The 20,780-nt window shown below is 63.4% G+C and carries 20 protein-coding genes and 1 pseudogene; 14 read left to right on the forward strand and 7 right to left on the reverse strand.

From position 1 onward, the window contains the following. Positions 1-24 precede the first annotated feature (24 nt). Entirely contained in the window at positions 25-2,475 is a 2,451-nt protein-coding gene (locus LOY26_RS25145) for a penicillin-binding protein 1A (RefSeq protein WP_371856397.1), read from the forward strand. Positions 2,476-2,651: 176 nt separating this feature from the next. On the opposite strand, the gene LOY26_RS25150 is transcribed toward LOY26_RS25145, so the two are convergent. The 3 genes and pseudogenes from LOY26_RS25150 to rpmE form a co-directional block, all read right to left on the reverse strand. Then, a complete protein-coding gene (locus LOY26_RS25150; protein WP_027592351.1) occupies positions 2,652-3,920 on the reverse strand; it encodes a malic enzyme-like NAD(P)-binding protein in 1,269 nt (422 codons plus the stop codon). 178 nt (positions 3,921-4,098) lie between these two features. Then, positions 4,099-4,921: pseudogene (locus LOY26_RS25155) on the reverse strand (thermonuclease family protein). 2 nt (positions 4,922-4,923) lie between these two features. Continuing rightward, positions 4,924-5,139, reverse strand: a complete 216-nt coding sequence (gene rpmE / locus LOY26_RS25160) for a 50S ribosomal protein L31 (protein ID WP_033702012.1) — start codon at positions 5,137-5,139, stop codon at positions 4,924-4,926. Between the two features lie 168 nt (positions 5,140-5,307). Here rpmE and LOY26_RS25165 point away from each other — a divergent pair, with 168 nt between their 5' ends. From LOY26_RS25165 to LOY26_RS25175, 3 genes are all read left to right on the forward strand, one after another. After that, the gene (locus LOY26_RS25165) at positions 5,308-7,527 is read left to right on the forward strand and encodes a primosomal protein N' (protein ID WP_258714219.1); all 2,220 of its coding nucleotides are present in this window, start codon (positions 5,308-5,310) and stop codon (positions 7,525-7,527) included. A 113-nt stretch (positions 7,528-7,640) separates the two neighbouring features. After that, positions 7,641-9,377: an arginine--tRNA ligase gene (gene argS / locus LOY26_RS25170; RefSeq protein ID WP_186652927.1), complete on the forward strand. Its 1,737-nt coding sequence runs from the start codon at positions 7,641-7,643 to the stop codon at positions 9,375-9,377. A gap of 1 nt (position 9,378) precedes the next feature. Continuing rightward, positions 9,379-10,077, forward strand: coding sequence for an SPOR domain-containing protein (locus LOY26_RS25175; RefSeq protein ID WP_033702014.1), 699 nt, complete (start codon positions 9,379-9,381; stop codon positions 10,075-10,077). Positions 10,078-10,136: 59 nt separating this feature from the next. On the opposite strand, the gene LOY26_RS25180 is transcribed toward LOY26_RS25175, so the two are convergent. Continuing rightward, positions 10,137-10,556: a TM2 domain-containing protein gene (locus LOY26_RS25180; protein ID WP_033702015.1), complete on the reverse strand. Its 420-nt coding sequence runs from the start codon at positions 10,554-10,556 to the stop codon at positions 10,137-10,139. A 167-nt stretch (positions 10,557-10,723) separates the two neighbouring features. Here LOY26_RS25180 and LOY26_RS25185 point away from each other — a divergent pair, with 167 nt between their 5' ends. Then, positions 10,724-11,347 carry a C40 family peptidase gene (locus LOY26_RS25185; RefSeq protein WP_186652928.1) on the forward strand — a complete coding sequence of 208 codons (624 nt, stop codon included), beginning with the start codon at positions 10,724-10,726 and terminating at the stop codon, positions 11,345-11,347. Positions 11,348-11,474: 127 nt separating this feature from the next. Here LOY26_RS25185 and LOY26_RS25190 read toward each other — a convergent pair whose 3' ends face one another. Further along, entirely contained in the window at positions 11,475-12,473 is a 999-nt protein-coding gene (locus LOY26_RS25190) for a type IV pilus twitching motility protein PilT (protein ID WP_047582189.1), read from the reverse strand. A gap of 65 nt (positions 12,474-12,538) precedes the next feature. Here LOY26_RS25190 and LOY26_RS25195 point away from each other — a divergent pair, with 65 nt between their 5' ends. The 9 genes from LOY26_RS25195 to LOY26_RS25235 all read left to right on the forward strand — a co-directional run bounded on the left by LOY26_RS25195 (position 12,539) and on the right by LOY26_RS25235 (position 19,121). Beyond that, positions 12,539-13,225 (forward strand): YggS family pyridoxal phosphate-dependent enzyme, encoded by a 687-nt coding sequence (locus LOY26_RS25195; RefSeq protein WP_258714220.1) that lies wholly within the window; start codon positions 12,539-12,541, stop codon positions 13,223-13,225. A gap of 38 nt (positions 13,226-13,263) precedes the next feature. Beyond that, the gene (proC, locus tag LOY26_RS25200) at positions 13,264-14,082 is read left to right on the forward strand and encodes a pyrroline-5-carboxylate reductase (RefSeq protein ID WP_033702020.1); all 819 of its coding nucleotides are present in this window, start codon (positions 13,264-13,266) and stop codon (positions 14,080-14,082) included. Between the two features lie 10 nt (positions 14,083-14,092). After that, on the forward strand, positions 14,093-14,683 hold the full coding sequence (locus LOY26_RS25205; RefSeq protein ID WP_033702021.1) for a YggT family protein: 591 nt from the start codon (positions 14,093-14,095) through the stop codon (positions 14,681-14,683). A 100-nt stretch (positions 14,684-14,783) separates the two neighbouring features. After that, on the forward strand, positions 14,784-15,923 hold the full coding sequence (locus LOY26_RS25210; protein WP_033702022.1) for a homoserine O-acetyltransferase: 1,140 nt from the start codon (positions 14,784-14,786) through the stop codon (positions 15,921-15,923). A 7-nt stretch (positions 15,924-15,930) separates the two neighbouring features. Next, positions 15,931-16,551 (forward strand): methionine biosynthesis protein MetW, encoded by a 621-nt coding sequence (metW, locus tag LOY26_RS25215; protein WP_033702023.1) that lies wholly within the window; start codon positions 15,931-15,933, stop codon positions 16,549-16,551. Positions 16,552-16,573: 22 nt separating this feature from the next. After that, positions 16,574-17,008, forward strand: coding sequence for a DUF4426 domain-containing protein (locus LOY26_RS25220; RefSeq protein WP_033702024.1), 435 nt, complete (start codon positions 16,574-16,576; stop codon positions 17,006-17,008). Next, positions 17,005-17,601: an RdgB/HAM1 family non-canonical purine NTP pyrophosphatase gene (gene rdgB / locus LOY26_RS25225; RefSeq protein ID WP_033702026.1), complete on the forward strand. Its 597-nt coding sequence runs from the start codon at positions 17,005-17,007 to the stop codon at positions 17,599-17,601. Before LOY26_RS25220 ends, rdgB begins: the two co-directional genes overlap by 4 nt. Beyond that, positions 17,598-18,785, forward strand: a complete 1,188-nt coding sequence (gene hemW, locus LOY26_RS25230; RefSeq protein ID WP_186652931.1) for a radical SAM family heme chaperone HemW — start codon at positions 17,598-17,600, stop codon at positions 18,783-18,785. Before rdgB ends, hemW begins: the two co-directional genes overlap by 4 nt. Before the next feature lie 9 nt (positions 18,786-18,794). Beyond that, positions 18,795-19,121, forward strand: a complete 327-nt coding sequence (locus LOY26_RS25235) for a DUF3392 domain-containing protein (protein ID WP_033702028.1) — start codon at positions 18,795-18,797, stop codon at positions 19,119-19,121. A gap of 132 nt (positions 19,122-19,253) precedes the next feature. On the opposite strand, the gene trmB is transcribed toward LOY26_RS25235, so the two are convergent. Further along, on the reverse strand, positions 19,254-19,976 hold the full coding sequence (trmB, locus tag LOY26_RS25240) for a tRNA (guanosine(46)-N7)-methyltransferase TrmB (protein WP_186652932.1): 723 nt from the start codon (positions 19,974-19,976) through the stop codon (positions 19,254-19,256). Between the two features lie 9 nt (positions 19,977-19,985). Beyond that, the gene (locus LOY26_RS25245; protein ID WP_015272152.1) at positions 19,986-20,780 is read right to left on the reverse strand and encodes a thiazole synthase; all 795 of its coding nucleotides are present in this window, start codon (positions 20,778-20,780) and stop codon (positions 19,986-19,988) included.

Here is a 20,780-nt window from a genome sequence, read left to right on the forward strand (position 1 = left end):
CAACCTGGACGCCCAAAAGCCTTGATACGTCTGCTGAAGTTCTTCTGGTGGTCTTCCGTCGCAGTCATTAGCGCGCTCGTACTCGGTGTGAGCGGTGCGTTTCTGTATCTTAGCCCTAGCCTGCCCTCGGTCGAGTCACTCAGAAGCATCCAGTTGCAGATCCCCCTCAGGGTGTACAGCAGCGACGGCAAGCTGATTGCCGAGTTCGGCGAAATGCGCCGCTCGCCGATCCGCTTCGCGGAAATCCCCCCACAATTTATCCAGGCGCTTCTGTCAGCCGAGGACGACAACTTCCTCAATCACTATGGCGTCGACCCCAGCAGCCTGATGCGCGCGGCCACTCAGTTGGTCAAAACCGGTCATATCCAGACCGGTGGCAGCACCATCACCATGCAGGTGGCGAAGAACTTCTTCCTGACCAGCGAACGCAGCTTCTCGCGCAAGACCAACGAAATCCTCCTGGCCCTGCAGATCGAACGTGAGCTGACCAAGGACGAAATCCTCGAGCTGTACGTGAACAAGATCTACCTGGGCAACCGGGCGTACGGCATCGATGCGGCCGCACAGGTCTACTACGGCAAGTCGATCCGCGACGTGAGCCTGGCGCAGATGGCAATGATCGCCGGCCTGCCCAAGGCTCCTTCGCGCTTCAACCCGCTGGCCAACCCGGTGCGCGCCAAAGAGCGCCGCGACTGGATCCTGGGCCGCATGTACAAGCTCGGCAAGATTGACCAGGCCAGCTACCAGACCGCCCTGGCCGAACCGCTCAACGCCAGCTACCACGTGCCGACCCCCGAGGTGAACGCCCCGTACATCGCTGAAATGGCCCGCGCCGAGATGGTCGGCCGCTATGGCAGCGATGCCTACACCGAAGGCTTCCGTGTCACCACGACCGTGCCGAGCGACATGCAGGAGATGGCCAACAAAGCCATTCTCGGCGGCCTTTCCGACTACGACGAACGCCACGGCTACCGCGGCCCCGATGCGCGCTTCCCGGGCAAGACCCACGCAGCCTGGCTGCTGGAGCTGGGCAAGCAGCGCACCCTGGGCGGCCTTGAGCCGGCCATCGTCACCCAGGTCGACAAGGCCGGGCTTACGGTGCTGACCCGTAGCGGCCAAGAAGAAACCGTCGCCTGGGACACCATGAAGTGGGCGCGCCCGTTCCTCAATAGCAACTCCCAGGGCCGCACACCGCAGAGCCCGGCAGATGTTGCACAGGTCGGCGACCTGGTGCGCCTGCAACGCCTGGATGACGGCACGCTCAAGTTCAGCCAGGTGCCGGGCGCACAGAGCGCGCTGGTCACCCTCGACCCTTACAACGGCGCCATCCGCGCCCTGGTCGGCGGTTTCTCGTTCGAGCAGAGCAACTACAACCGCGCCATGCAGGCCAAGCGCCAACCCGGTTCGAGCTTCAAGCCTTTCATCTATAGCGCGGCACTGGACAGTGGCTACACCGCCGCCAGCCTGGTCAACGATGCGCCGATCGTGTTCGTCGACGAGTACCTGGACAAGGTCTGGCGACCGAAGAACGACACCAACACCTTCCTCGGCCCGATCCGCATGCGCGAGGCGCTGTACAAGTCGCGCAACCTGGTATCGATCCGCCTGCTGCAGGCAATGGGCGTGGACCGCACCATCGACTACATCGCCAAGTTCGGCTTCAACAAGCAGGACCTGCCCCGCAACCTGTCGCTGGCACTGGGTACGGCTACCCTGACCCCGATGGAGATCGCCACTGGCTGGAGCACTTTTGCCAACGGCGGCTACAAGATCACCCCCTACCTGATCGATCGCATCGAGAGCCGCAACGGCGAGACACTGTTCACCGCCAACCCGGCCCGTGTACCTCAAGGTGCCGAGGACCAGGCTGGCCTTGCCGCGCCTGAACAGCCGATTAGCACCGTAGCGATGCCGGGCGAGGCGCCAGCCGCCTTTGGCCAGGTCACACCGGCGCCACAAGTGCCGGCAGTGGCTGAGCAGATCATCGACGGGCGCACCAGCTACATCCTCACCAGCATGCTGCAGGACGTGATCAAACGCGGCACCGGCCGCCGTGCACTGGCCCTGGGCCGCACCGACCTGGCGGGCAAGACCGGCACTACCAACGAGTCCAAGGATGCCTGGTTCTCCGGCTACAACGCCGATTACGTGACCACGGTATGGGTCGGTTTCGACCAACCCGAAACCCTGGGCCGTCGCGAATACGGTGGTACAGCGGCACTGCCGATCTGGATGAGCTTCATGGGCGCCGCGCTCAAGGACAAGCCCAACCACGCCCCTGCGGAGCCGGAAGGCATCCTCAGCCTGCGGGTTGACCCGGTCAGCGGTCGCGCCGCCTCGCCGAGCACGCCCAACGCCTATTTCGAGCTGTTCAAGGCTGAAGACTCGCCGCCGTCGGTGGATGAGCTGGGCAACGGTGCGGCACCGGGCAGCCCGCTGCCGGCAGATGAAGCGGCGCCGATGGATCTGTTCTAAAAGCGCAGTGCTGTCTTGAGGTTTGAGTGGGCGCGTAAATCGAGCGCCGCCCGCGCGGCGCCCAATTTCGCAGCCGACAAAAGTGTGGTGACGAATCCCACTGCCCCTACGCCTCCAAGACAAAAAAAGCCCCGACTCTCACGAGCCGGGGCTTTCTTGTGTGGCTACGACCAGAATCAGCCGTTGAACACTTCATCCACGCTGTTCAGCGGGTAGTGCTTCGGATACGGCAGGGTCGCCACGCCGGATTCGATGGCTGCCTTGGCAACGGCATCGGAAACGACGGTGATCAGACGGGCATCCAGAGGCTTCGGAATGATGTACTCACGGCCGAACTCCAGGCCTTCGACGCCGTAGGCTTCGCAGACTTCCTTCGGCACCGGCAGCTTGGCCAGGTCTTTCAGGGCGATGGCGGCGGCGATCTTCATTTCTTCGTTGATGCGCTTGGCGCGAACGTCCAGGGCACCACGGAAGATGAACGGGAAGCCCAGTACGTTGTTGACCTGGTTCGGGTAGTCGGAACGACCGGTGGCCATGATCACATCGTTGCGGGTGGCGTGAGCCAGCTCTGGCGAGATTTCCGGATCGGGGTTCGAGCAGGCGAACACGATCGGGTTGGCCGCCATCGACTTCAGGCCTTCTGCGCTCAGCAGGTTCGGGCCGGACAGGCCAACGAACACGTCGGCACCGTTCAGGGCGTCAGCCAGGGTGCGCTTGTCGGTTGCGTGGGCGAACTGCGCCTTGTACTGGTTCAGGTCGTCGCGGCCAGCGTGAATCACGCCGCTGCGGTCGATCATGTAGATGTTTTCGACCTTGGCACCCATGCTGACCAGCAGCTTCATGCACGAGATGGCGGCAGCGCCGGCACCCAGGCAGACGATCTTGGCTTCTTCCAGCTTCTTGCCGGCGATTTCCAGGGCGTTGATCATGCCGGCGGCGGTAACGATCGCGGTGCCGTGCTGGTCATCGTGGAAGACCGGGATGTCGCACTGTTCGATCAGGGTGCGCTCGATTTCGAAGCACTCGGGTGCCTTGATGTCTTCGAGGTTGATGCCACCAAAAGTGATCGAAATGCGGCGAACGGTGTCGATGAAGGCCTGCGGGCTCTCCGACTCGACTTCGATGTCGAACACATCGATACCGGCGAAACGCTTGAACAGAACACCCTTGCCTTCCATGACCGGCTTCGAGGCCAGTGGGCCCAGGTCACCCAGACCGAGGATGGCGGTACCATCAGAGATCACCGCAACCAGGTTGCCCTTGCCGGTGTACTTGTAGGCCAGCTCTGGATCACGGCCGATTTCGCGCACGGGTTCGGCAACACCTGGGCTGTAAGCCAGGGCGAGGTCGCGGGCGGTGGCGGTGGGCTTGGAGAGCTCGACGCTCAGTTTCCCCGGACGAGGTTGAGCGTGGTATTCGAGAGCGGCGGTTTTCAGGTCTGACATGGTGGGCATTCCGCTATTTACTGTTCTGACGGACCGCCGAGGATACGCAAAGAGCCGGGGAGTCACAAGACTGGTCGGTCACTTGTGTCAAGGCCTTTAGCCTACGACTTTACGCTATAACCCACGGGGCATAAGACTGACAGTGTGTACAATCCAATAGCGAAATGTCTACATCTTTTCAGCCTGAAATGCGTTCCAACATGCTCGGATCGGTCAATGGCAGCACCCAGCGTCGCTGCCCAGGCTGCAGGCCGCCCTTGCGGGAACGATCCAGCACCCAGCCACGTGCCTCGACCTGGCGTCCTTTGAGGTTATCGAAGAAGCTGGGCGGGAAGTTGCGTTGCAGACGAGCGGGAACCTGCAGCACCACGGTGGAATCCAGCGTCAGCCAGACGCCGCCGCGATTACGCTCGACACCTTGAATGCGGCCACCGATGACAGCGAAGCCGGACTGCCGGACATCCCTCGCGCGCGCCACCGGCGAACTGCGCCACAGGCCGATACCCGCCTTGCGCGCGACTTGCTCGGCCAGTTGCTGGCAACCCACCAAGCGCACATTGGGGGCAACGGCGACGCGGTAGCCAAGCCCCTCGCTGAGCAGCTGTGCTTCAAGATTGTTGCCATTGCGGCCGTAGATATGTGCCAGCGTGCGGCCGTATTTGTCTTTGGCCTCGGCACCCGGCACCAGCCCGACACGCCCGTCGCTGGCCTTGACCAAGGCCTGCAGGCGCCGCTTGGCGGCCTCGGCATAGGGCTCGCTGGTACGCCCCTTGCGCCCGATCTCCGGGGCATTGATGCCGATCATGCGTACACTGCGGCCATCGGTCAGGCGCAAGGTATCGCCATCCACCACCTGCCGCACCACCACGGGCTGCGGGTTGGCCGGCAGCGGGCAGAACGCCAGGGCCGGCAAATGCCAGATCGCGGCCACAAAAAAAGCGCCCACAAGGGGCGCTTTTTTTTTGCAACAGCGCGAAACCCGAGGGATTCGCCATGCGCATTATTACTTCTTGGCACCGAACATGCCGAAGCGATCGGCAAACTTCTGTACGCGACCACCGGTGTCCAGGACTTTCTGCTTACCGGTGTAGAACGGGTGGCACAGGTTGCAAACGTCGATCGCCAGGGTGCTACCCAGGGTCGAACGGCTTTCAAACTTGTTGCCGCAGCTGCAGGTGACTGCAACTACTTCGTAGTTCGGATGAATATTTGCTTTCATGGTCACTTCCTCGAGCTGCGTGCCGCCACCCAACACCAATTGTTGAATACCGCACGTAATTAGGCGGCGAATAATACCAGAGCCCAGCCTCAGCGCAAGTTGTCGCTTGCACCGACTGTCGTCTGCTAGGCTCGCCAGTCTTTGAAACGCCCTTGCGAGACCTTCCGCGTGTCCGATGTCATCCTGCGCCTTGCCCTGCCCTCCCCGCTGCGTCGCCTTTTCGACTACAGGGCGCCGGCGAGCATGGCGCGCCAGCCCCTCACGCCCGGCATGCGCATTCGCGTGCCCTTCGGGCGCCGCGAGATGATCGGGGTGCTGGTGGAAGTGTGCGACCAGAGCGAAGTGCCCGCCGACAAGCTCAAACCGGCCACCGCACTGCTGGACCCGGTGTCGCCGCTGCCACCCGCCTTGTTCAAGCTGTGCTTATGGACCGCCCAGTACTACCAGCACAGCCTGGGCGACACCCTGAACTGGGCGTTGCCGACCTTGCTGCGCCAGGGTGAACCGGCAGAGATGCGCCAGGAGCGGTTCTGGCATGTGGCCGCTGATGCCCGCCACGATGACCCGCGTATCGCCCGCGCCCCACGCCAGCGCGATGCGCTGAAGACCCTGGCGCAGCATCCACACGGCGTGGCGCACAGCCTTCTGGGCAAGCTCAACCTGAACAAGGACAGCCTCGACCTGCTGCTGGCCAAGGAACTGGTCACGGTCGAAGTTCGCCGCCACTTGCCGACCCCGCGCCACGAGCACTGGCTGGCGCAGCCCGAACTGCCGCTCAATGAAGAACAGCGCAACGCCTTCGACGCGGTATGCACGGGGTTCGGCAGTTTCAATGCCTTCCTTCTGGCCGGGGTGACCGGCAGCGGCAAGACCGAGGTCTACCTGCAGCTGATCCGCGAAACACTCGAGGCCGGCAAGCAGGCACTGGTACTGATCCCGGAAATCAACCTGGGCCCGCAGACCCTCGCGCGCTTCGAGCAGCGCTTCAACGCCCGCATTGCCTTGTTGCACTCGGCCGTCGGCGACCGCGAACGCTTGGATGCCTGGCTGGCCGCCCGCGATGGCGAGGCAGACATCATCATCGGTACCCGCTCGGCGCTGTTCACGCCGATGAAAAACCCCGGCCTGATCATCATCGACGAAGAACACGACGGCTCTTATAAGCAGCAGGAAGGCCTGCGCTACCACGCCCGCGACCTGGCCTTGGTGCGCGCCCACCAGGAGAACATCCCGATCCTGCTCGGCTCGGCCACGCCTTCGCTGGAGACCCTGCACAACGCCCAGACCGGCCGTTACACCTTGCTATGCATGAACCACCGCGCCGGCGGCGCCCGCCCGCCGCGCATGCTGCGCCTGGATGTGAAAAGCCTGCCACTGGACAGCGGCATCAGCGGCCCGTTACAGCAGGCCATCCGCCAAACCCTGGAAGCGGGCCAGCAAGTGCTGGTGTTCCTCAACCGCCGCGGCTTTGCCCCGACGTTGCTGTGCCACGATTGCGGCTGGTTGTCCGAATGCCCTCGCTGCGATGCACGCATGACCGTGCACCAACGTTCCGGCGTGCTGCGCTGCCACCACTGCGGCTATGACGAACGCCTGCCGCACCAGTGCCCACAGTGCAACCACGTCGACCTGCGCCCGGTGGGCGCGGGCACCGAACGGGCCGAAGAGCGCCTCAAGGTGCTGTTCCCGGACTACCCGATCCTGCGCGTAGACCGTGACAGCACGGCGCGCAAAGACGCCATGCACAACCTGTTCGGCACGATCCAGCGCGGCCAGCCGAGCATCCTGGTGGGCACCCAGATGCTCGCCAAGGGGCACCACTTCCCACGGGTGACCCTGGTGGCCATCCTTGACGCCGACGGCGGGCTGTTCTCGGGCGATTTCCGCGCCAGCGAGCGCATGGCGCAATTGATCGTGCAGGTGGCCGGGCGCGCCGGGCGTGCAGAAGAGCCCGGCAAGGTCATCATCCAGACCCATCTGGCCGACCACCCGTTGCTGGTACAGCTGACCGAACAAGGCTATTTCGCCTTCGCCGAACAGGCCCTGGACGAGCGCCGCGCGGCCGGCCTGCCGCCCTTTTCGCACCTCGCCCTGCTGCGCGCCGAGGCGCACAAACCGGGCCAGGCCGAGGGTTTTCTCGACGAAGCCTGCAGCGCGGCAGAGCGCCTGGTGGCCGAACAGCAGCTCCCAGGTATTGAACTGTTGGGCCCCGTACCGGCTCCGATGGAGCGCCGAGCAGGCCGCTTCCGCGCCCAACTGTTGATACAGGCCAATACCCGGGCACCTCTGCATCGACTGATCAGTGCCTGGTTGCTAGTGTTGGAGCAGATGCCGAGCGGCCGGCAGGTTCGCTGGTCCCTGGATGTGGACCCGGTAGACCTTTACTGACAGCCCGAACCTTGGCAAAGGTTGGCAACCCGCTCTCGGCAACGGATAATGCCCAGTTTTTCCACCTGCGCATCGAAGCGCTCCACCGCGCTTGCGGTCGAAAAGAGAACCCCATGAAAGACACCATTCGCCAGCTGATCCAGCAAGCCCTCACCCAACTCGTCACCGACGGTGTGCTGCCTGAAGGGCTGTCGCCGGCGATCCAGGTGGAAAACGCCCGGGACAAGACCCACGGCGATTTCGCCAGCAACATCGCGATGATGCTGGCCAAACCGGCCGGCATGAAGCCACGCGACCTGGCAGAAAAGCTGATCACCGCGCTGCCGGCCAGTGACGACATCAGCAAGGTCGAGATCGCCGGCCCGGGCTTCCTGAACTTCTTCCAGAACACCAGTGCCCTGGCCAACCGCCTGGACGCCGCCCTGGCCGACGACCACCTGGGTGTGCGCAAGGCCGGTGCCAGCGAGAAGGTGGTGATCGACATGTCGGCACCCAACCTGGCCAAGGAGATGCACGTCGGCCACCTGCGCTCGACCATCATCGGCGACAGCGTCGCACGGGTACTGGAGTTCCTTGGCGACCAGGTCGTGCGCCAGAACCACGTGGGCGACTGGGGTACCCAGTTCGGCATGCTGATGGCCTACCTGCAGGAAAACCCGATCACCAGCGACGAGCTGTCGGACCTGGAGAACTTCTATCGTGCGGCGAAGAAGCGCTTCGATGAATCCGAAGAATTCGCCACCCGTGCCCGTGGCCTGGTGGTCAAGCTGCAGGCCGGTGACCCTGAGTGCCTGGCGCTGTGGACCCGCTTCAAGGACATTTCGCTGTCCCACTGCCAGAAAACCTACGAGCTGCTCAACGTCAAACTGACCATGGCCGACGTCATGGGCGAAAGCGCCTACAACGACGACCTGGCCAACGTGGTCGCCGACCTCAAGGCCAAGGGCCTGCTGGTCGAGGACCAGGGCGCGCAGTGCGTGTTCCTCGAAGAATTCAAGAACAGCGAAGGCGAGCCCCTGCCGGTGATCGTGCAGAAGGCCGACGGTGGCTACCTGTACGCCACCACTGACCTGGCGGCGGTGCGTTACCGCAGCAATGTGCTCAAGGCCGACCGCGCCCTGTACTTTGTCGACCAGCGCCAGGCCCTGCACTTCAACCAGGTGTTCGAAGTGGCGCGCCGCGCCGGCTTCGTCGGCCACCCGATGCAGATGGAGCACATGGGCTTCGGCACCATGAACGGCGCCGATGGCCGCCCGTTCAAGACCCGCGACGGCGGCACCGTGAAGCTGATCGACCTGCTCACCGAGGCCAAGGAGCGTGCCTACGCCCTGGTCAAGGAGAAGAACCCGAGCCTGTCCGAAGACGAACTGCGCCACATCGGTGAAGTGGTCGGCATCGGCGCGGTCAAGTACGCCGACCTGTCCAAGCACCGGACCAGCGACTACAGCTTCAACTTCGAGCTGATGCTCAACTTCGAAGGCAATACCGCGCCTTACCTGCTGTATGCCTACACCCGCGTGGCGGGCGTGTTCCGCAAGCTGGGCAAGGGCTTCGACGAGGTCGATGGCCAGATCGTGCTGCAGGCCGAGAAGGAACAGGACCTTGCCGCGCGCCTGGCGCAGTTTGGCGAAGTGCTCAACAGCGTGGCCGACAAGGGCACTCCGCACGTGCTGTGCAGCTACCTGTACGACCTGGCGGGCCTGTTCTCGAGCTTCTACGAGAACTGCCCGATCCTCGCTGCCGACACCCCAGAGCAGCAACAAAGCCGCCTGCGCCTGGCCGCACTGACCGGTCGCACCCTCAAGCAAGGTCTGGAACTGCTCGGCCTGGAAACCCTGGAGCGCATGTAAGTTGGCTGCCAAGAAAAAACCTGCTCCAAAGCGCGGCGCCAGCCGCCAACAGGCGCCGGCCAAGCAGCCGATTCCCGGCTGGGTATGGCTGGCGGTCGGGCTGACCGTAGGCGCGTTTATCGTCTTTCTGATGAAGCTGGAACCGGGTGGCGGTGACATTACGCGCACCAAGCCGGAGCAGCAAAAACCGGAAAAGGCCGCCGAAGCCAGCAAGACCCCAGCGACCGCCCCGCAGCAGCCGGTGAAGCCGAAGTACGACTTCTACACCCTGCTGCCGGAGTCCGAAGTCATCGTGCCGCCGGAAGCGGTACCCGAGAAAACCCCACCGGTACCGGCCCAGCCGGTGACCCCGGTTACCCCGGCGGAAGCGGCGAAGATCGACACGGCGCGGGCCCAGGCTGCACTGCTGGGCCAGACGCCACCCCCGGCACCGCCGGTGATCAAGCCAGCGGCGACCACCCAGTTCTTCCTGCAGGCCGGCTCGTTCCGCAAGCAGGCTGACGCCGACAAGGTCCGCGCGCAGATCATTCTGCTGGGCCAGTCGGTGAAGGTGGAGTCGGGCACGGTCAAGGACGAGACCTGGTACCGCGTGCTGGTCGGGCCGTTCAGCAATCGTGAACAGCTGACCGGGGCGCAGAAGCAGCTTGCCGGCGCTGGCTTCAGCAACCTGCTGTTGCAACAGCGCCAGACCCGCCAGTAACCAGAAGGCCTTGCCGCAGTGATGCGCCAAGGCCTTTTTCTTACCCTTTTTTCGTACCCTCAGCGCCGGTCGCTGTTGGCTTCGGAGATCTGGCTGTTCAGGGTCCAGAAGTCGTACAGCACGCCGACCAGGAACAGGCCACCGGTAAAGAAGTAGATGATCGCGGTGACCCATTTACCTTGGTACAGGCGATGCACGCCGAAGATGCCCAGGAACGTCAGCAGAATCCAGGCGATGTTGTAGTCGATTCGGCCGGCCCGGAAGCGCAAGTCAGCCTCGCGGTCCATCGCGGGAATCAGGAACAGGTCGATCAGCCAACCGATGCCCAGCAGGCCCAAGGTGAAGAACCAAAGGGTCCCGGTGATCGGCTTGCCATAGTAGAAGCGGTGCGAGCCGGTGAAGCCAAAAATCCACAACAGGTAACCGATGACCTTGCTGTGGGTGTCGTGAAGCGGTTCACTCTGTTGATAACTGTTCATTCATAGCCCTCGTGGGTTATCCGAAAATTTTCTAAGAAAAAATGTGACTTTCTCGTTGCTGGCCGACGTATGGCACCCTGCCAATCGACCAACGGATCAAAAAATGATCAAAAAGCTGTTATAAAGTTGCGCGCCCAACACATAACTATTCATAAAGAGCTTCATCTATGCCGCCTTTACTCAAGACATGGCTGACCCTCTGTCTATTATTACCCCTGGCCGCCCACGCCACCAATCGTGAGCAACGTCTTCCCAATGGTTTCACCGGCTATACCACCAATGCCTCGGTGAAACACGCGCCGACCAAGCACACCACGCTGCGCGCGCGCCCGAACAATGCCGCCAGCAGCCGCAGCGCGCCGGTGGCTGCCATGTCGCCGAAGCAGAGCAGCGATGTGCTCAGCCGCGCGGTCAATGTGCTCGGTACGCCCTATGTGTGGGGCGGCAGCAGCCCGAAGAAGGGCTTCGACTGCAGCGGGCTGGTCAAATACGCCTTCAACGATGTGGCCGACGTCGACCTGCCGCGCACGTCTAATGCCATGGCCCAGGGCCACGGCGTTAAGGTCGCCAAGGGCGACCTCAAGCCGGGTGATCTGATCTTCTTCAACATCAAGAGCCGCCGGGTGAACCACGTTGCCATCTACCTGGGCAACGATCGCTTCATCCATGCCCCGCGCCGCGGCAAGCGGGTGAGCATCGACAACCTGAGCAAGCCTTACTGGCAGAAGCACTATGTCGTGGCCAAGCGCGTATTGCCGAAAGAGCAGCAACTGGCGTTGGCCAAGCGCTGATCAAGCTTTGTGTGTATGTGCAGGAGCGGCCTTGCGTCGCGATAGGGCCGCAGCGCGGCCCCGGCGATCTTTGATGCGAAGCTGAAAACCTGGGGCCGCGCTGCGGCCCTTTCGCGACGCAAGGCCGCTACAAGGTTTCGGTCAATCCTTTAGCGTGCAGCTCACGCAACGCCGCCTCCATCGTCCGCATGCCCGCCGCGGCTCCCGACTGCATCACCGACTGCAACTGCGCCAGCCGCCCCTCACGGATCAAGTTACGCACCGCCGTGTTGGCCACCAGCACTTCCCGCGCCGCCACACGGCCGCCGCCCACGCGCTTGACCAGCACCTGCGCCACCACCACCCGCAACGACTCGGCCAGCATCGCCCGCACCAGTGGCTTTTCCTCGGCAGCAAAGACCTCGACCAATCGGTCGATGCTATTGATGGCCGAACGGGTGTGCACCGTCGCCAGCACCAGGTGCCCCGTCTCCGCCGCCCGCAACGCCAGGCGTATGGTCTGCAGATCACGCAACTCACCAATCACGATCACATCCGGGTCCTGTCGCAGCGCACTGCGCAGCCCCTGAGCGAAGCCGCCACAATGGCGGCCAATTTCGCGCTGATTGACCAGGCTGCGCTGGCTGCTGTGGATAACTTCGATAGGGTCTTCCAGCGTGATGATATGCACAGGCCGTTCGCGGTTGAGTTGATCGAGCAGCGCCGCCAAGGTGCTGGACTTGCCGCTGCCGGTTGGCCCGCCCACCAGAACCAGGCCATCGGTACACTGCGCAACAGCTAGAAACACTTCGCCCAGGTCGAGTTCATCGAGCGTCGCTATGCGTTTCGGGATCACGCGAAAGGTTGCCGCCAGGCCGTTCAACTGGCGAAACAGGTTCAGGCGAAAGCGGCCCAGCGCTGGCAGTTGCAACGCGACGTCCAGCTCATCACCCTGTGCCCATTGCTGGCACTGCTCATCCGCCAGCAAGGGTGTCATCGCATCGCTCAGGGCCGCCGACAGCAGTGGCGGCGCGTCCATGCGTTGCAGCTCGCCATCAAGGCGCAGCATCGGTACCTGGCCTGCAGCCAGGTGCAGGTCCGAAGCCCCCGCTTCCACGGCACGGGCCAACAGGTCGGTCACATCCATGAGACTCCCCAAAGGCGATCAAGCAGGTAGAATGCCGCAGACCCTATCGCCGCCGGCATCGATCCATGTCCACCATAGCAGACAACCTATCCGCCCTCGCCGCCCGCATCACCAGCGCCGCACAGGCCGCCGGTCGGGACCCGGCCAGCATCCAGTTGCTGGCGGTGAGCAAGACCAAGCCCGCCAGCGCTATCCGTGAAATCCACGCCGCAGGCGTGCGCGATGTCGGCGAGAACTACCTGCAGGAAGCGCTGACCAAGCAGCAGGCATTGGGCGACCTGCCCTTGATCTGGCACTTCATCGGCCCCATTCAGTCGAACAAGACCAAAGCCATTGCCGAGCATTTCGACTGGGTGCATTCCGTGGACCGCCTGAAGATCGCCCAACGCCTCTCGGAGCAGCGCCCTGCCGCACTGGGGCCGCTGAACATCTGCCTGCAGGTGAATGTCAGTGGCGAAGACAGCAAGTCCGGCTGCGCCCCTGCCGACCTTCCGGCATTGGCCAAGGCGGTCGCCAGCCTGCCCAATCTGCGCCTGCGTGGGCTGATGGCGATCCCTGAACCTAGCGATGAGCGTGCCGTGCAGGAGGCGGCGTTCGCCACCCTGCGCGAGCTTCAGCAAGGTCTGGACCTTGGCCTGGACACCTTGTCCATGGGCATGAGCCACGACCTGGAGGCGGCGATCGCCCAGGGAGCGACCTGGGTACGTATCGGCACCGCCCTGTTCGGCGCCCGCGATTACGGGCCCGTCTGATTCCATGCTTTACTCACTCTTTCCCACAAGGACCTGACATGAGCAAGACACGTATTGCCTTTATCGGCGCCGGCAACATGGCCGCCAGCCTGATCGGCGGCCTGCGTGCCCAGGGCCTGGAGGCTTCGCAGATCCGCGCCAGCGACCCGGGCGCCGAGACCCGCACCCGCATCCAGGCCGAGCACGGCATCGAAACCTTCGAAGACAACGCCCAGGCAATCGCCGGTGCCGACGTGATCGTGCTGGCGGTCAAGCCGCAGGTCATGAAGGACGTCTGCCAGGCCCTGCAAGCCCACCTGCAGGAAGGCCAACTGATCGTTTCCATCGCCGCCGGCATCACCTGCGCCAGCTTGCAAAGCTGGGTTGGCCCACGCCCGGTGGTGCGCTGCATGCCCAACACGCCAGCGTTGCTGCGCCAAGGCGTCAGCGGCCTGTATGCCACCGAGCAAGTCAGCACGGCACAACGCCAGCAGGCCGAGCAACTGCTGTCTGCCGTGGGCACCGCCCTGTGGCTTGATCAAGAGCAGCAACTGGACGCTGTGACCGCCGTTTCCGGCAGCGGCCCGGCGTACTTCTTCCTGTTGATCGAGGCCATGACCGCCGCCGGCGAAAAACTCGGCCTGCCCCGCGAAACCGCCTCCCAGCTGACCCTGCAGACCGCTTTGGGCGCTGCGCGCATGGCCGTTGCCAGCGATGTAGACGCTGCCGAACTGCGCCGCCGCGTCACCTCGCCAGCCGGCACCACCGAAGCTGCGATCAAGTCGTTCCAGGCCAGCGGCTTCGAAGCCATCGTCGAGCAGGCGCTGCAGGCCGCAGCGACGCGGTCCGCCGAGCTGGCCGAACAACTGGGCAAATAAGGAGCTCTAAATGAATGCACTGTCAGGCGCCGCGATTTTCGTGGTGCAAACCCTGGTCAGCCTGTACCTGGTGATCGTCCTGTTGCGCTTCGTGCTGCAACTGGTCAAGGCCAACTTCTACAACCCGCTGTGCCAGTTCACAGTGCGCGCCACCCAGCCGCTGCTCAAGCCGATCCGCCGCGTCATCCCCAGCATCGGCGGCCTGGACACCTCGTCCCTGCTGCTGGCGGTGATCATTCAGGCGCTGCTGATGGCCTTCGTGCTGATGGTCACCTATGGCACCTTCGGTGATGTGCTGCACCTGTTGATGTGGGCCATCATCGGCATCACCTCGCTGTTCCTGAAGATCTTCTGGGTCGCGATGATCGTCATGGTGATCGTCTCGTGGGTCGCACCCAACAGCCACAACCCGGCTGCGGAGCTTGCGTACCAGATCAGCGAACCGGTACTGGCTCCGTTCCGGCGCCTGGTGCCAAACCTGGGCGGCATGGACATCTCGCCGATCTTCGCCTTCTTGGCCATTCAGGTCATTCAGTCGTTCGTCATGCCTCCGCTTGCCGCCTATGCGGGCATGCCGCAAGAGCTGTGGCGGATGATCTGACACCCTCCTTGGCCATCGGCGCCTTCTGCGGCAAGCCATTGCTTGCCGCAGGGGGTAGCGCTCTTTAGACTTACGCCTCCGTCAAGCGTGAGCAGGGTCGATGTCCACTGTCCTTCCCGAAGATTCCGTCGGTCTGGTTACACCGCAAACAGCCCGGTTCGAAGAGCCGCTGGCACTGGCCTGTGGCCGCTCCCTAGCCAGCTACGAGCTGGTCTATGAGACCTATGGCACCCTGAACGCCAGCGCGAGCAATGCCGTGCTGATCTGCCATGCCTTGTCCGGCCACCACCATGCCGCGGGCTACCATGCCGAAACCGACCGCAAGCCAGGGTGGTGGGACAGCTGCATCGGCCCCGGCAAGCCGATCGACACCAACCGTTTCTTCGTGGTCAGCCTGAACAACCTCGGCGGCTGCAATGGCAGCACCGGCCCCAGCAGCCTCAACCCGGCCACCGGCAAGCCCTATGGTGCCGACTTCCCGGTACTGACCGTGGAAGACTGGGTGCACAGCCAGGTGCGCCTGGCCGACCGCCTGGGCATTGGCCAGTGGGCCGCGATCGTGGGCGGAAGCCTCGGTGGCATGCAGGCGCTGCAATGGACCATCACCTACCCCGACCGGGTGCGGCACTGCGTGGATATCGCCTCGGCGCCCAAGCTGTCGGCGCAGAACATCGCCTTCAACGAAGTGGCCCGCCAGGCCATCCTCACCGACCCGGAATTCCACGGTGGTTCGTTCCAGGACCAGGGCGTGATCCCCAAGCGCGGGTTGATGTTGGCGCGCATGGTGGGCCATATCACCTACCTGTCCGATGATTCGATGGGTGAAAAATTCGGCCGTGAGCTCAAGAGCGACAAGCTCAACTACGACTTCCACAGCGTCGAGTTCCAGGTCGAAAGCTACCTGCGCTATCAGGGCGAGGAGTTTTCCGGCCGTTTCGACGCCAATACCTACCTGCTGATGACCAAGGCGCTGGATTACTTCGACCCCGCGGCGGCCCACGGTGGCGACCTTGCCGCCACCCTCGCCGGCGTCACGGCAGACTACTGCATCATGTCGTTCACCACCGACTGGCGCTTCTCGCCGGCCCGTTCCCGCGAGATCGTCGACGCACTGATGGCCGCACGCAAGAACGTCTGTTACCTGGAGATCGACTCGCCCTACGGGCACGATGCCTTCCTGATCCCCACACCTCGCTACATGCAGGGTTTCTCGAACTACATGAACCGCATCGCCATCTGAGGACAGCATGAGAGCCGATCTGGAAATCATCCACGACTGGATTCCCGCCGGCAGCCGGGTACTCGACCTGGGCTGCGGCAGTGGCGAACTGCTGGCCTCGCTGCGTGACCGCAAGCAGGTCACCGGTTACGGCCTGGAGATCGACCCCGACAACATCGCCGCGTGCGTGGCCAAGGGCGTCAACGTCATCGAGCAGGACCTGGACCAGGGCCTGGGCAACTTCGCCAGCAACAGCTTCGACGTGGTGATCATGACCCAGGCCCTGCAGGCCGTGGAGTACCCCGACCGCATCCTCGACGAGATGCTGCGCGTGGGCCGTCAATGCATCATCACCTTCCCCAACTTCGGCCACTGGCGCTGCCGTTGGTACCTGGCGACCAAAGGCCGCATGCCGGTTTCGGACTTCATGCCGTATACCTGGTACAACACGCCGAACATCCACTTCTGCACCTTCGCCGACTTCGAAGAGCTGTGCCACGAGCGCCATGCCAAGGTCCTTGACCGCCTGGCCGTCGACCACTTGCACCGTAATGGGTGGGGCGGCCGGCTATGGCCTAATCTTCTAGGTGAGATCGGTATCTATCGCGTCAGCAGCCCTGGCCTGCAGGAGCACCAGCTCGCGGTTTGACGCCCACTGGAGGAATCGCACCATGCGTCGCCTGACCCTGTTCCTGATCAGCCTGTGCCTGGCCCTGCCCGTACTGGCTGCCGATGCCGCCCGTCCCGAGCGCAAGGAAGTGTTTGGCGACGTGACGGTACACTACAGCGCGTTCACCTCAAGCATGCTGACACCAGAGGTGGCTGCGGCCACGGGCCTGGTGCGCAGCAAGAACCAGGGCGTGCTCAACATTGCCGTGCTCAAGGCCAACAAGCCGGCCATGGCGGTCGTCAGCGGCACGGTGAAGGACCTGACCGGGCGCAGTAGCCCGCTGTCCTTCAAGCAGATCAACGAACAGGGTGCGGTGTACTACATCGCCCAGTTCAAGATCGAACAGCCCGAAACCGTGACCTTCGACCTCAATGTCGAAACCGGCGGCATCAGTAACTCTCTCAGCTTCAACCAGGAAGTGTTCCCAGGCGAATGATGAATTTCCAGCAACTCGTATTGGCCAGCCACAATGCCGGCAAACTCAAGGAACTCCAGGCCATGCTCGGAGCCTCCGTACAGCTGCGCTCGATCGGCGAATTCAGCCAGGTCGAGCCAGAGGAAACCGGCCTGTCGTTCGTCGAGAACGCCATTCTCAAGGCACGCAATGCCGCGCGCATCTCTGGCCTGCCGGCACTGGCCGACGACTCGGGCCTGGCAGTCGACTACCTGGGTGGTGCGCCGGGCATCTACTCCGCACGCTATGCCGATGGCAAGGGTGATGCGGCGAACAATGCCAAGCTGCTGGAGGCCTTGAAAGAGGTGCCTGAGGCTGAGCGTGGCGCGCAGTTCGTCTGCGTGCTGGCGCTGGTGCGTCACGCCGACGACCCACTGCCGATCCTGTGCGAAGGCCTGTGGCACGGGCGCATCATGTTCGAAGCCAGCGGCGAGCACGGCTTTGGCTACGACCCGCTGTTCTGGGTACCGGAGCGCAATTGCTCGAGCGCGGACCTCGCCCCGGTCGACAAGAACCAGCTCAGCCACCGCGCCCGCGCCATGGCCCTGCTGCGTCAACGCCTGGGCCTGGCATGATCGAAACGTTGTCCACCCAGCCGTTCCCGACGGGGGCGGCGGGTTTCGCCGTGCTGCCGCCCTTGGCGTTGTACATCCACATCCCGTGGTGCGTGCGCAAGTGCCCTTATTGCGACTTCAACTCCCACGCGGCTGGCCCCGAGCTGCCTGAAGAGGCGTACGTCGACGCCCTGCTGACCGACCTCGATCAAGAGCTTGAGGCCGTGCAGGGGCGCCCGATCAGCTCGATCTTCTTCGGTGGCGGCACGCCGAGCCTGTTCAGCGCCAATGCCCTCGGCCGCCTGCTGCGCGGTGTTGAACAACGCATCCCGTTCGCACCAGACATCGAAATCACCCTGGAAGCCAACCCAGGCACGTTCGAGCAGGAGAAATTCAAGGCGTACCGGCAAACCGGCATCAACCGCCTGTCCATCGGCGTGCAAAGCTTCCAGCCCGCCAAGCTCGAGGCGCTCGGGCGCATCCACAATGGCGACGAAGCGATCCGCGCTGCGGGCATGGCCCGCGCCGCAGGGTTCGACAACTTCAACATGGACTTGATGCACGGCCTGCCCGAGCAGTCGCTGGACGATGCCCTGGGTGACCTGCGCCAAGCCATCGAGCTGGGGCCAACCCACTTGTCCTGGTACCAGCTGACCGTAGAGCCCAACACGGTGTTCTGGAACCAGCCCCCCGAGCTGCCCGAAGACGACATCCTGTGGGACATCCAGGAAGCGGGGCAGGCGCTGATGGCCGAGCACGGCTACCGCCAGTACGAGGTTTCCGCCTATGCCCAGCCAGGCCGTGCAGCCAAGCACAACCTCAACTACTGGCGCTTTGGTGATTTCATCGGTATCGGTGCCGGCGCCCACGGCAAGCTGACCTTCGCCGACGGGCGCATCTTGCGCACCTGGAAAACCCGCCTGCCCAAGGACTACCTGAACCTGGCCAAGCCGTTCAAGGCAGGTGAAAAGCTGCTGCCGGCCGACGAGCTGCCCTTCGAATTCCTGATGAATGCCTTGCGCCTGACCGATGGCGTGGAAGCCGAACTGTTTACCCAGCGCACCGGCCTGCCGCTGGCACAGCTGGTCGAGGCACGGCGTGCTGCCGAACAAAAGGGCCTTTTGCAGGTCGAACCGGATCGACTGGTAGCCACGCCACGCGGCCAGTTGTTCCTCAATGACCTGCTGCAGTATTTCTTGACCTAAGGATGACCCATGGATCTGGTACTTGATCTGCTCGCGACGGTTTCCCGCTGGAGCCGCAGCAACCTGTCGGAGATTTCGCTGGCCTTGGTAGGCTGCCTGCTGGTGCTGTTCGGCACCGATATCAAAGCCTGGGCCGAGCAACGCATCGGCAGCTTGGCGGGTGCGCTGCGCGTGCCAGTGATGGCCTTGCTGGTGATGATCGGCAGCGGTGCGGCGCTGATCTATGCCACGCCATGGGTGGTGAAGGGGCTGAGCCAGTTCAATAACTATGCGCTGGCACCGGTGCTGCTGGTGGTGCTGGTGTTGATCGGCGTGGTGGCTGATCGGCGGGGTTGATCTGCGTCTGCAGAGCTGCGTGTAAGCAGGGACTCCGTCCTACGCTCGCATAAAAAAAACCGCCTCTCTCAAGGCGGTTTTTTTTGCCTGCATTTCTGCAGGCGCTGCGGTTCAATCGGCTGAATCAGGTGATCAATCCACCTTTTCGAACTTCAAATCCCAAACGCCATGCCCCAAGCGCTCACCACGGCGCTCGAACTTGGTGATCGGCCGCTCTTGCGGGCGCGGCACATAGGCGCCATCCGCCGCCTGGTTACGGTAACCCGGCGCAGCGCTCATCACCTCCAGCATGTACTCGGCATACGGCTCCCAGTCGGTCGCCATGTGGAACACGCCACCGGGCTTGAGCTTGCGGCGTACCAGCTCGGCGAACTCCAGCTGGACGATGCGACGTTTGTGATGGCGTGCCTTGTGCCAAGGGTCCGGGAAGAACAGCATCAACCGGTCGAGGCTGTTGTCGGCCACGCAGCGGTTCAGCACTTCGATGGCATCGCAATCGTACACCCGCAGGTTCTTCAGGCCCTGGGTCAACACGCCATTGAGCAGCGCGCCAACACCCGGACGGTGTACTTCGACACCGATGAAGTCCAGTTCAGGGGCGGCAGCCGCCATCTCCAGCAGGGAGTGGCCCATGCCGAAACCGATCTCCAGGGTGCGCGGCGCAGCGCGGCCGAACACCTGGTCATAGTCCACCGGGCTGTCGGCCAGGGGCAGGATGAACTGTGGGCCACCCTGGTCCAGGCCGCGTTGCTGGCCTTCGGTCATGCGACCGGCGCGCATCACGAAACTCTTGATACGGCGGTGTGGGCGCTCTTCGCCTTCGGCGGTGATCGGCGTTTCTTGCGATTCAGTCATCAGGAGCTCTTACTTGATCAGACCATCCAGCGGCGAAGAGGCGCTGGCATAGAGTTTCTTCGGCATGCGGCCGGCCAGGTAGGCCATGCGACCTGCCACGATAGCGTGCTTCATGGCTTCGGCCATCAGCACCGGTTGCTGGGCGTGGGCGATGGCCGAGTTCATCAGCACCGCCTCGCAACCCATTTCCATGGCGATGGTGGCATCGGAGGCGGTACCCACGCCGGCATCGACCAGCACCGGCACCTTGGATTCTTCCAGGATGATCTGCAGGTTGTAGGGGTTGCAGATGCCCAGGCCGGTACCGATCAGGCCTGCCAGCGGCATGACCGCAATGCAGCCGACTTCGGCCAGCTGACGGGCGATGATCGGGTCGTCGCTGGTGTAGACCATCACGTCGAAACCGTCCTTGACCAGTACTTCAGCGGCCTTGAGGGTCTCGATCACGTTGGGGAACAACGTCTTCTGGTCGGCTAGGACTTCCAGCTTGACCAGGTTGTGGCCATCGAGCAGTTCACGGGCCAGGCGGCAGGTGCGCACGGCTTCGACCGCGTCGTAGCAGCCAGCGGTGTTCGGCAGGATGGTGTAACGGTCTGGCGGCAGTACGTCGAGCAGGTTCGGCTCGCCCGGGTTCTGGCCGATGTTGGTACGACGCACAGCGACGGTGACGATCTCGGCACCCGAGGCCTCGATGGCCAGGCGGGTTTCTTCCATGTCACGGTATTTGCCGGTGCCGACCAGCAGGCGCGACTGGAAAGTGCGCCCGGCCAGGGTAAAGGGCTTGTCGCTACGAACGTTGCTCAT

This window comes from Pseudomonas sp. B21-047, from assembly GCF_024748775.1.
In the GTDB taxonomy this organism is placed as follows: Bacteria; Pseudomonadota; Gammaproteobacteria; order Pseudomonadales; family Pseudomonadaceae; genus Aquipseudomonas; species Aquipseudomonas capeferrum.

Coding starts and splice junctions, on each gene's coding strand:
- LOY26_RS25150 (WP_027592351.1), bottom strand. CDS start 3,920: ATGTCAGACCTGAAAACCGCCGCTCTCGAATACCACGCTCAACCTCGT.
- rpmE (WP_033702012.1), bottom strand. CDS start 5,139: ATGAAAGCAAATATTCATCCGAACTACGAAGTAGTTGCAGTCACCTGC.
- argS (WP_186652927.1), top strand. CDS start 7,641: ATGAAAGACACCATTCGCCAGCTGATCCAGCAAGCCCTCACCCAACTC.
- LOY26_RS25180 (WP_033702015.1), bottom strand. CDS start 10,556: ATGAACAGTTATCAACAGAGTGAACCGCTTCACGACACCCACAGCAAG.
- LOY26_RS25185 (WP_186652928.1), top strand. CDS start 10,724: ATGCCGCCTTTACTCAAGACATGGCTGACCCTCTGTCTATTATTACCC.
- LOY26_RS25190 (WP_047582189.1), bottom strand. CDS start 12,473: ATGGATGTGACCGACCTGTTGGCCCGTGCCGTGGAAGCGGGGGCTTCG.
- LOY26_RS25195 (WP_258714220.1), top strand. CDS start 12,539: ATGTCCACCATAGCAGACAACCTATCCGCCCTCGCCGCCCGCATCACC.
- proC (WP_033702020.1), top strand. CDS start 13,264: ATGAGCAAGACACGTATTGCCTTTATCGGCGCCGGCAACATGGCCGCC.
- LOY26_RS25205 (WP_033702021.1), top strand. CDS start 14,093: ATGAATGCACTGTCAGGCGCCGCGATTTTCGTGGTGCAAACCCTGGTC.
- LOY26_RS25210 (WP_033702022.1), top strand. CDS start 14,784: ATGTCCACTGTCCTTCCCGAAGATTCCGTCGGTCTGGTTACACCGCAA.
- metW (WP_033702023.1), top strand. CDS start 15,931: ATGAGAGCCGATCTGGAAATCATCCACGACTGGATTCCCGCCGGCAGC.
- LOY26_RS25220 (WP_033702024.1), top strand. CDS start 16,574: ATGCGTCGCCTGACCCTGTTCCTGATCAGCCTGTGCCTGGCCCTGCCC.
- rdgB (WP_033702026.1), top strand. CDS start 17,005: ATGATGAATTTCCAGCAACTCGTATTGGCCAGCCACAATGCCGGCAAA.
- hemW (WP_186652931.1), top strand. CDS start 17,598: ATGATCGAAACGTTGTCCACCCAGCCGTTCCCGACGGGGGCGGCGGGT.
- LOY26_RS25235 (WP_033702028.1), top strand. CDS start 18,795: ATGGATCTGGTACTTGATCTGCTCGCGACGGTTTCCCGCTGGAGCCGC.
- trmB (WP_186652932.1), bottom strand. CDS start 19,976: ATGACTGAATCGCAAGAAACGCCGATCACCGCCGAAGGCGAAGAGCGC.
- LOY26_RS25245 (WP_015272152.1), bottom strand. CDS start 20,780: ATGAGCAACGTTCGTAGCGACAAGCCCTTTACCCTGGCCGGGCGCACT.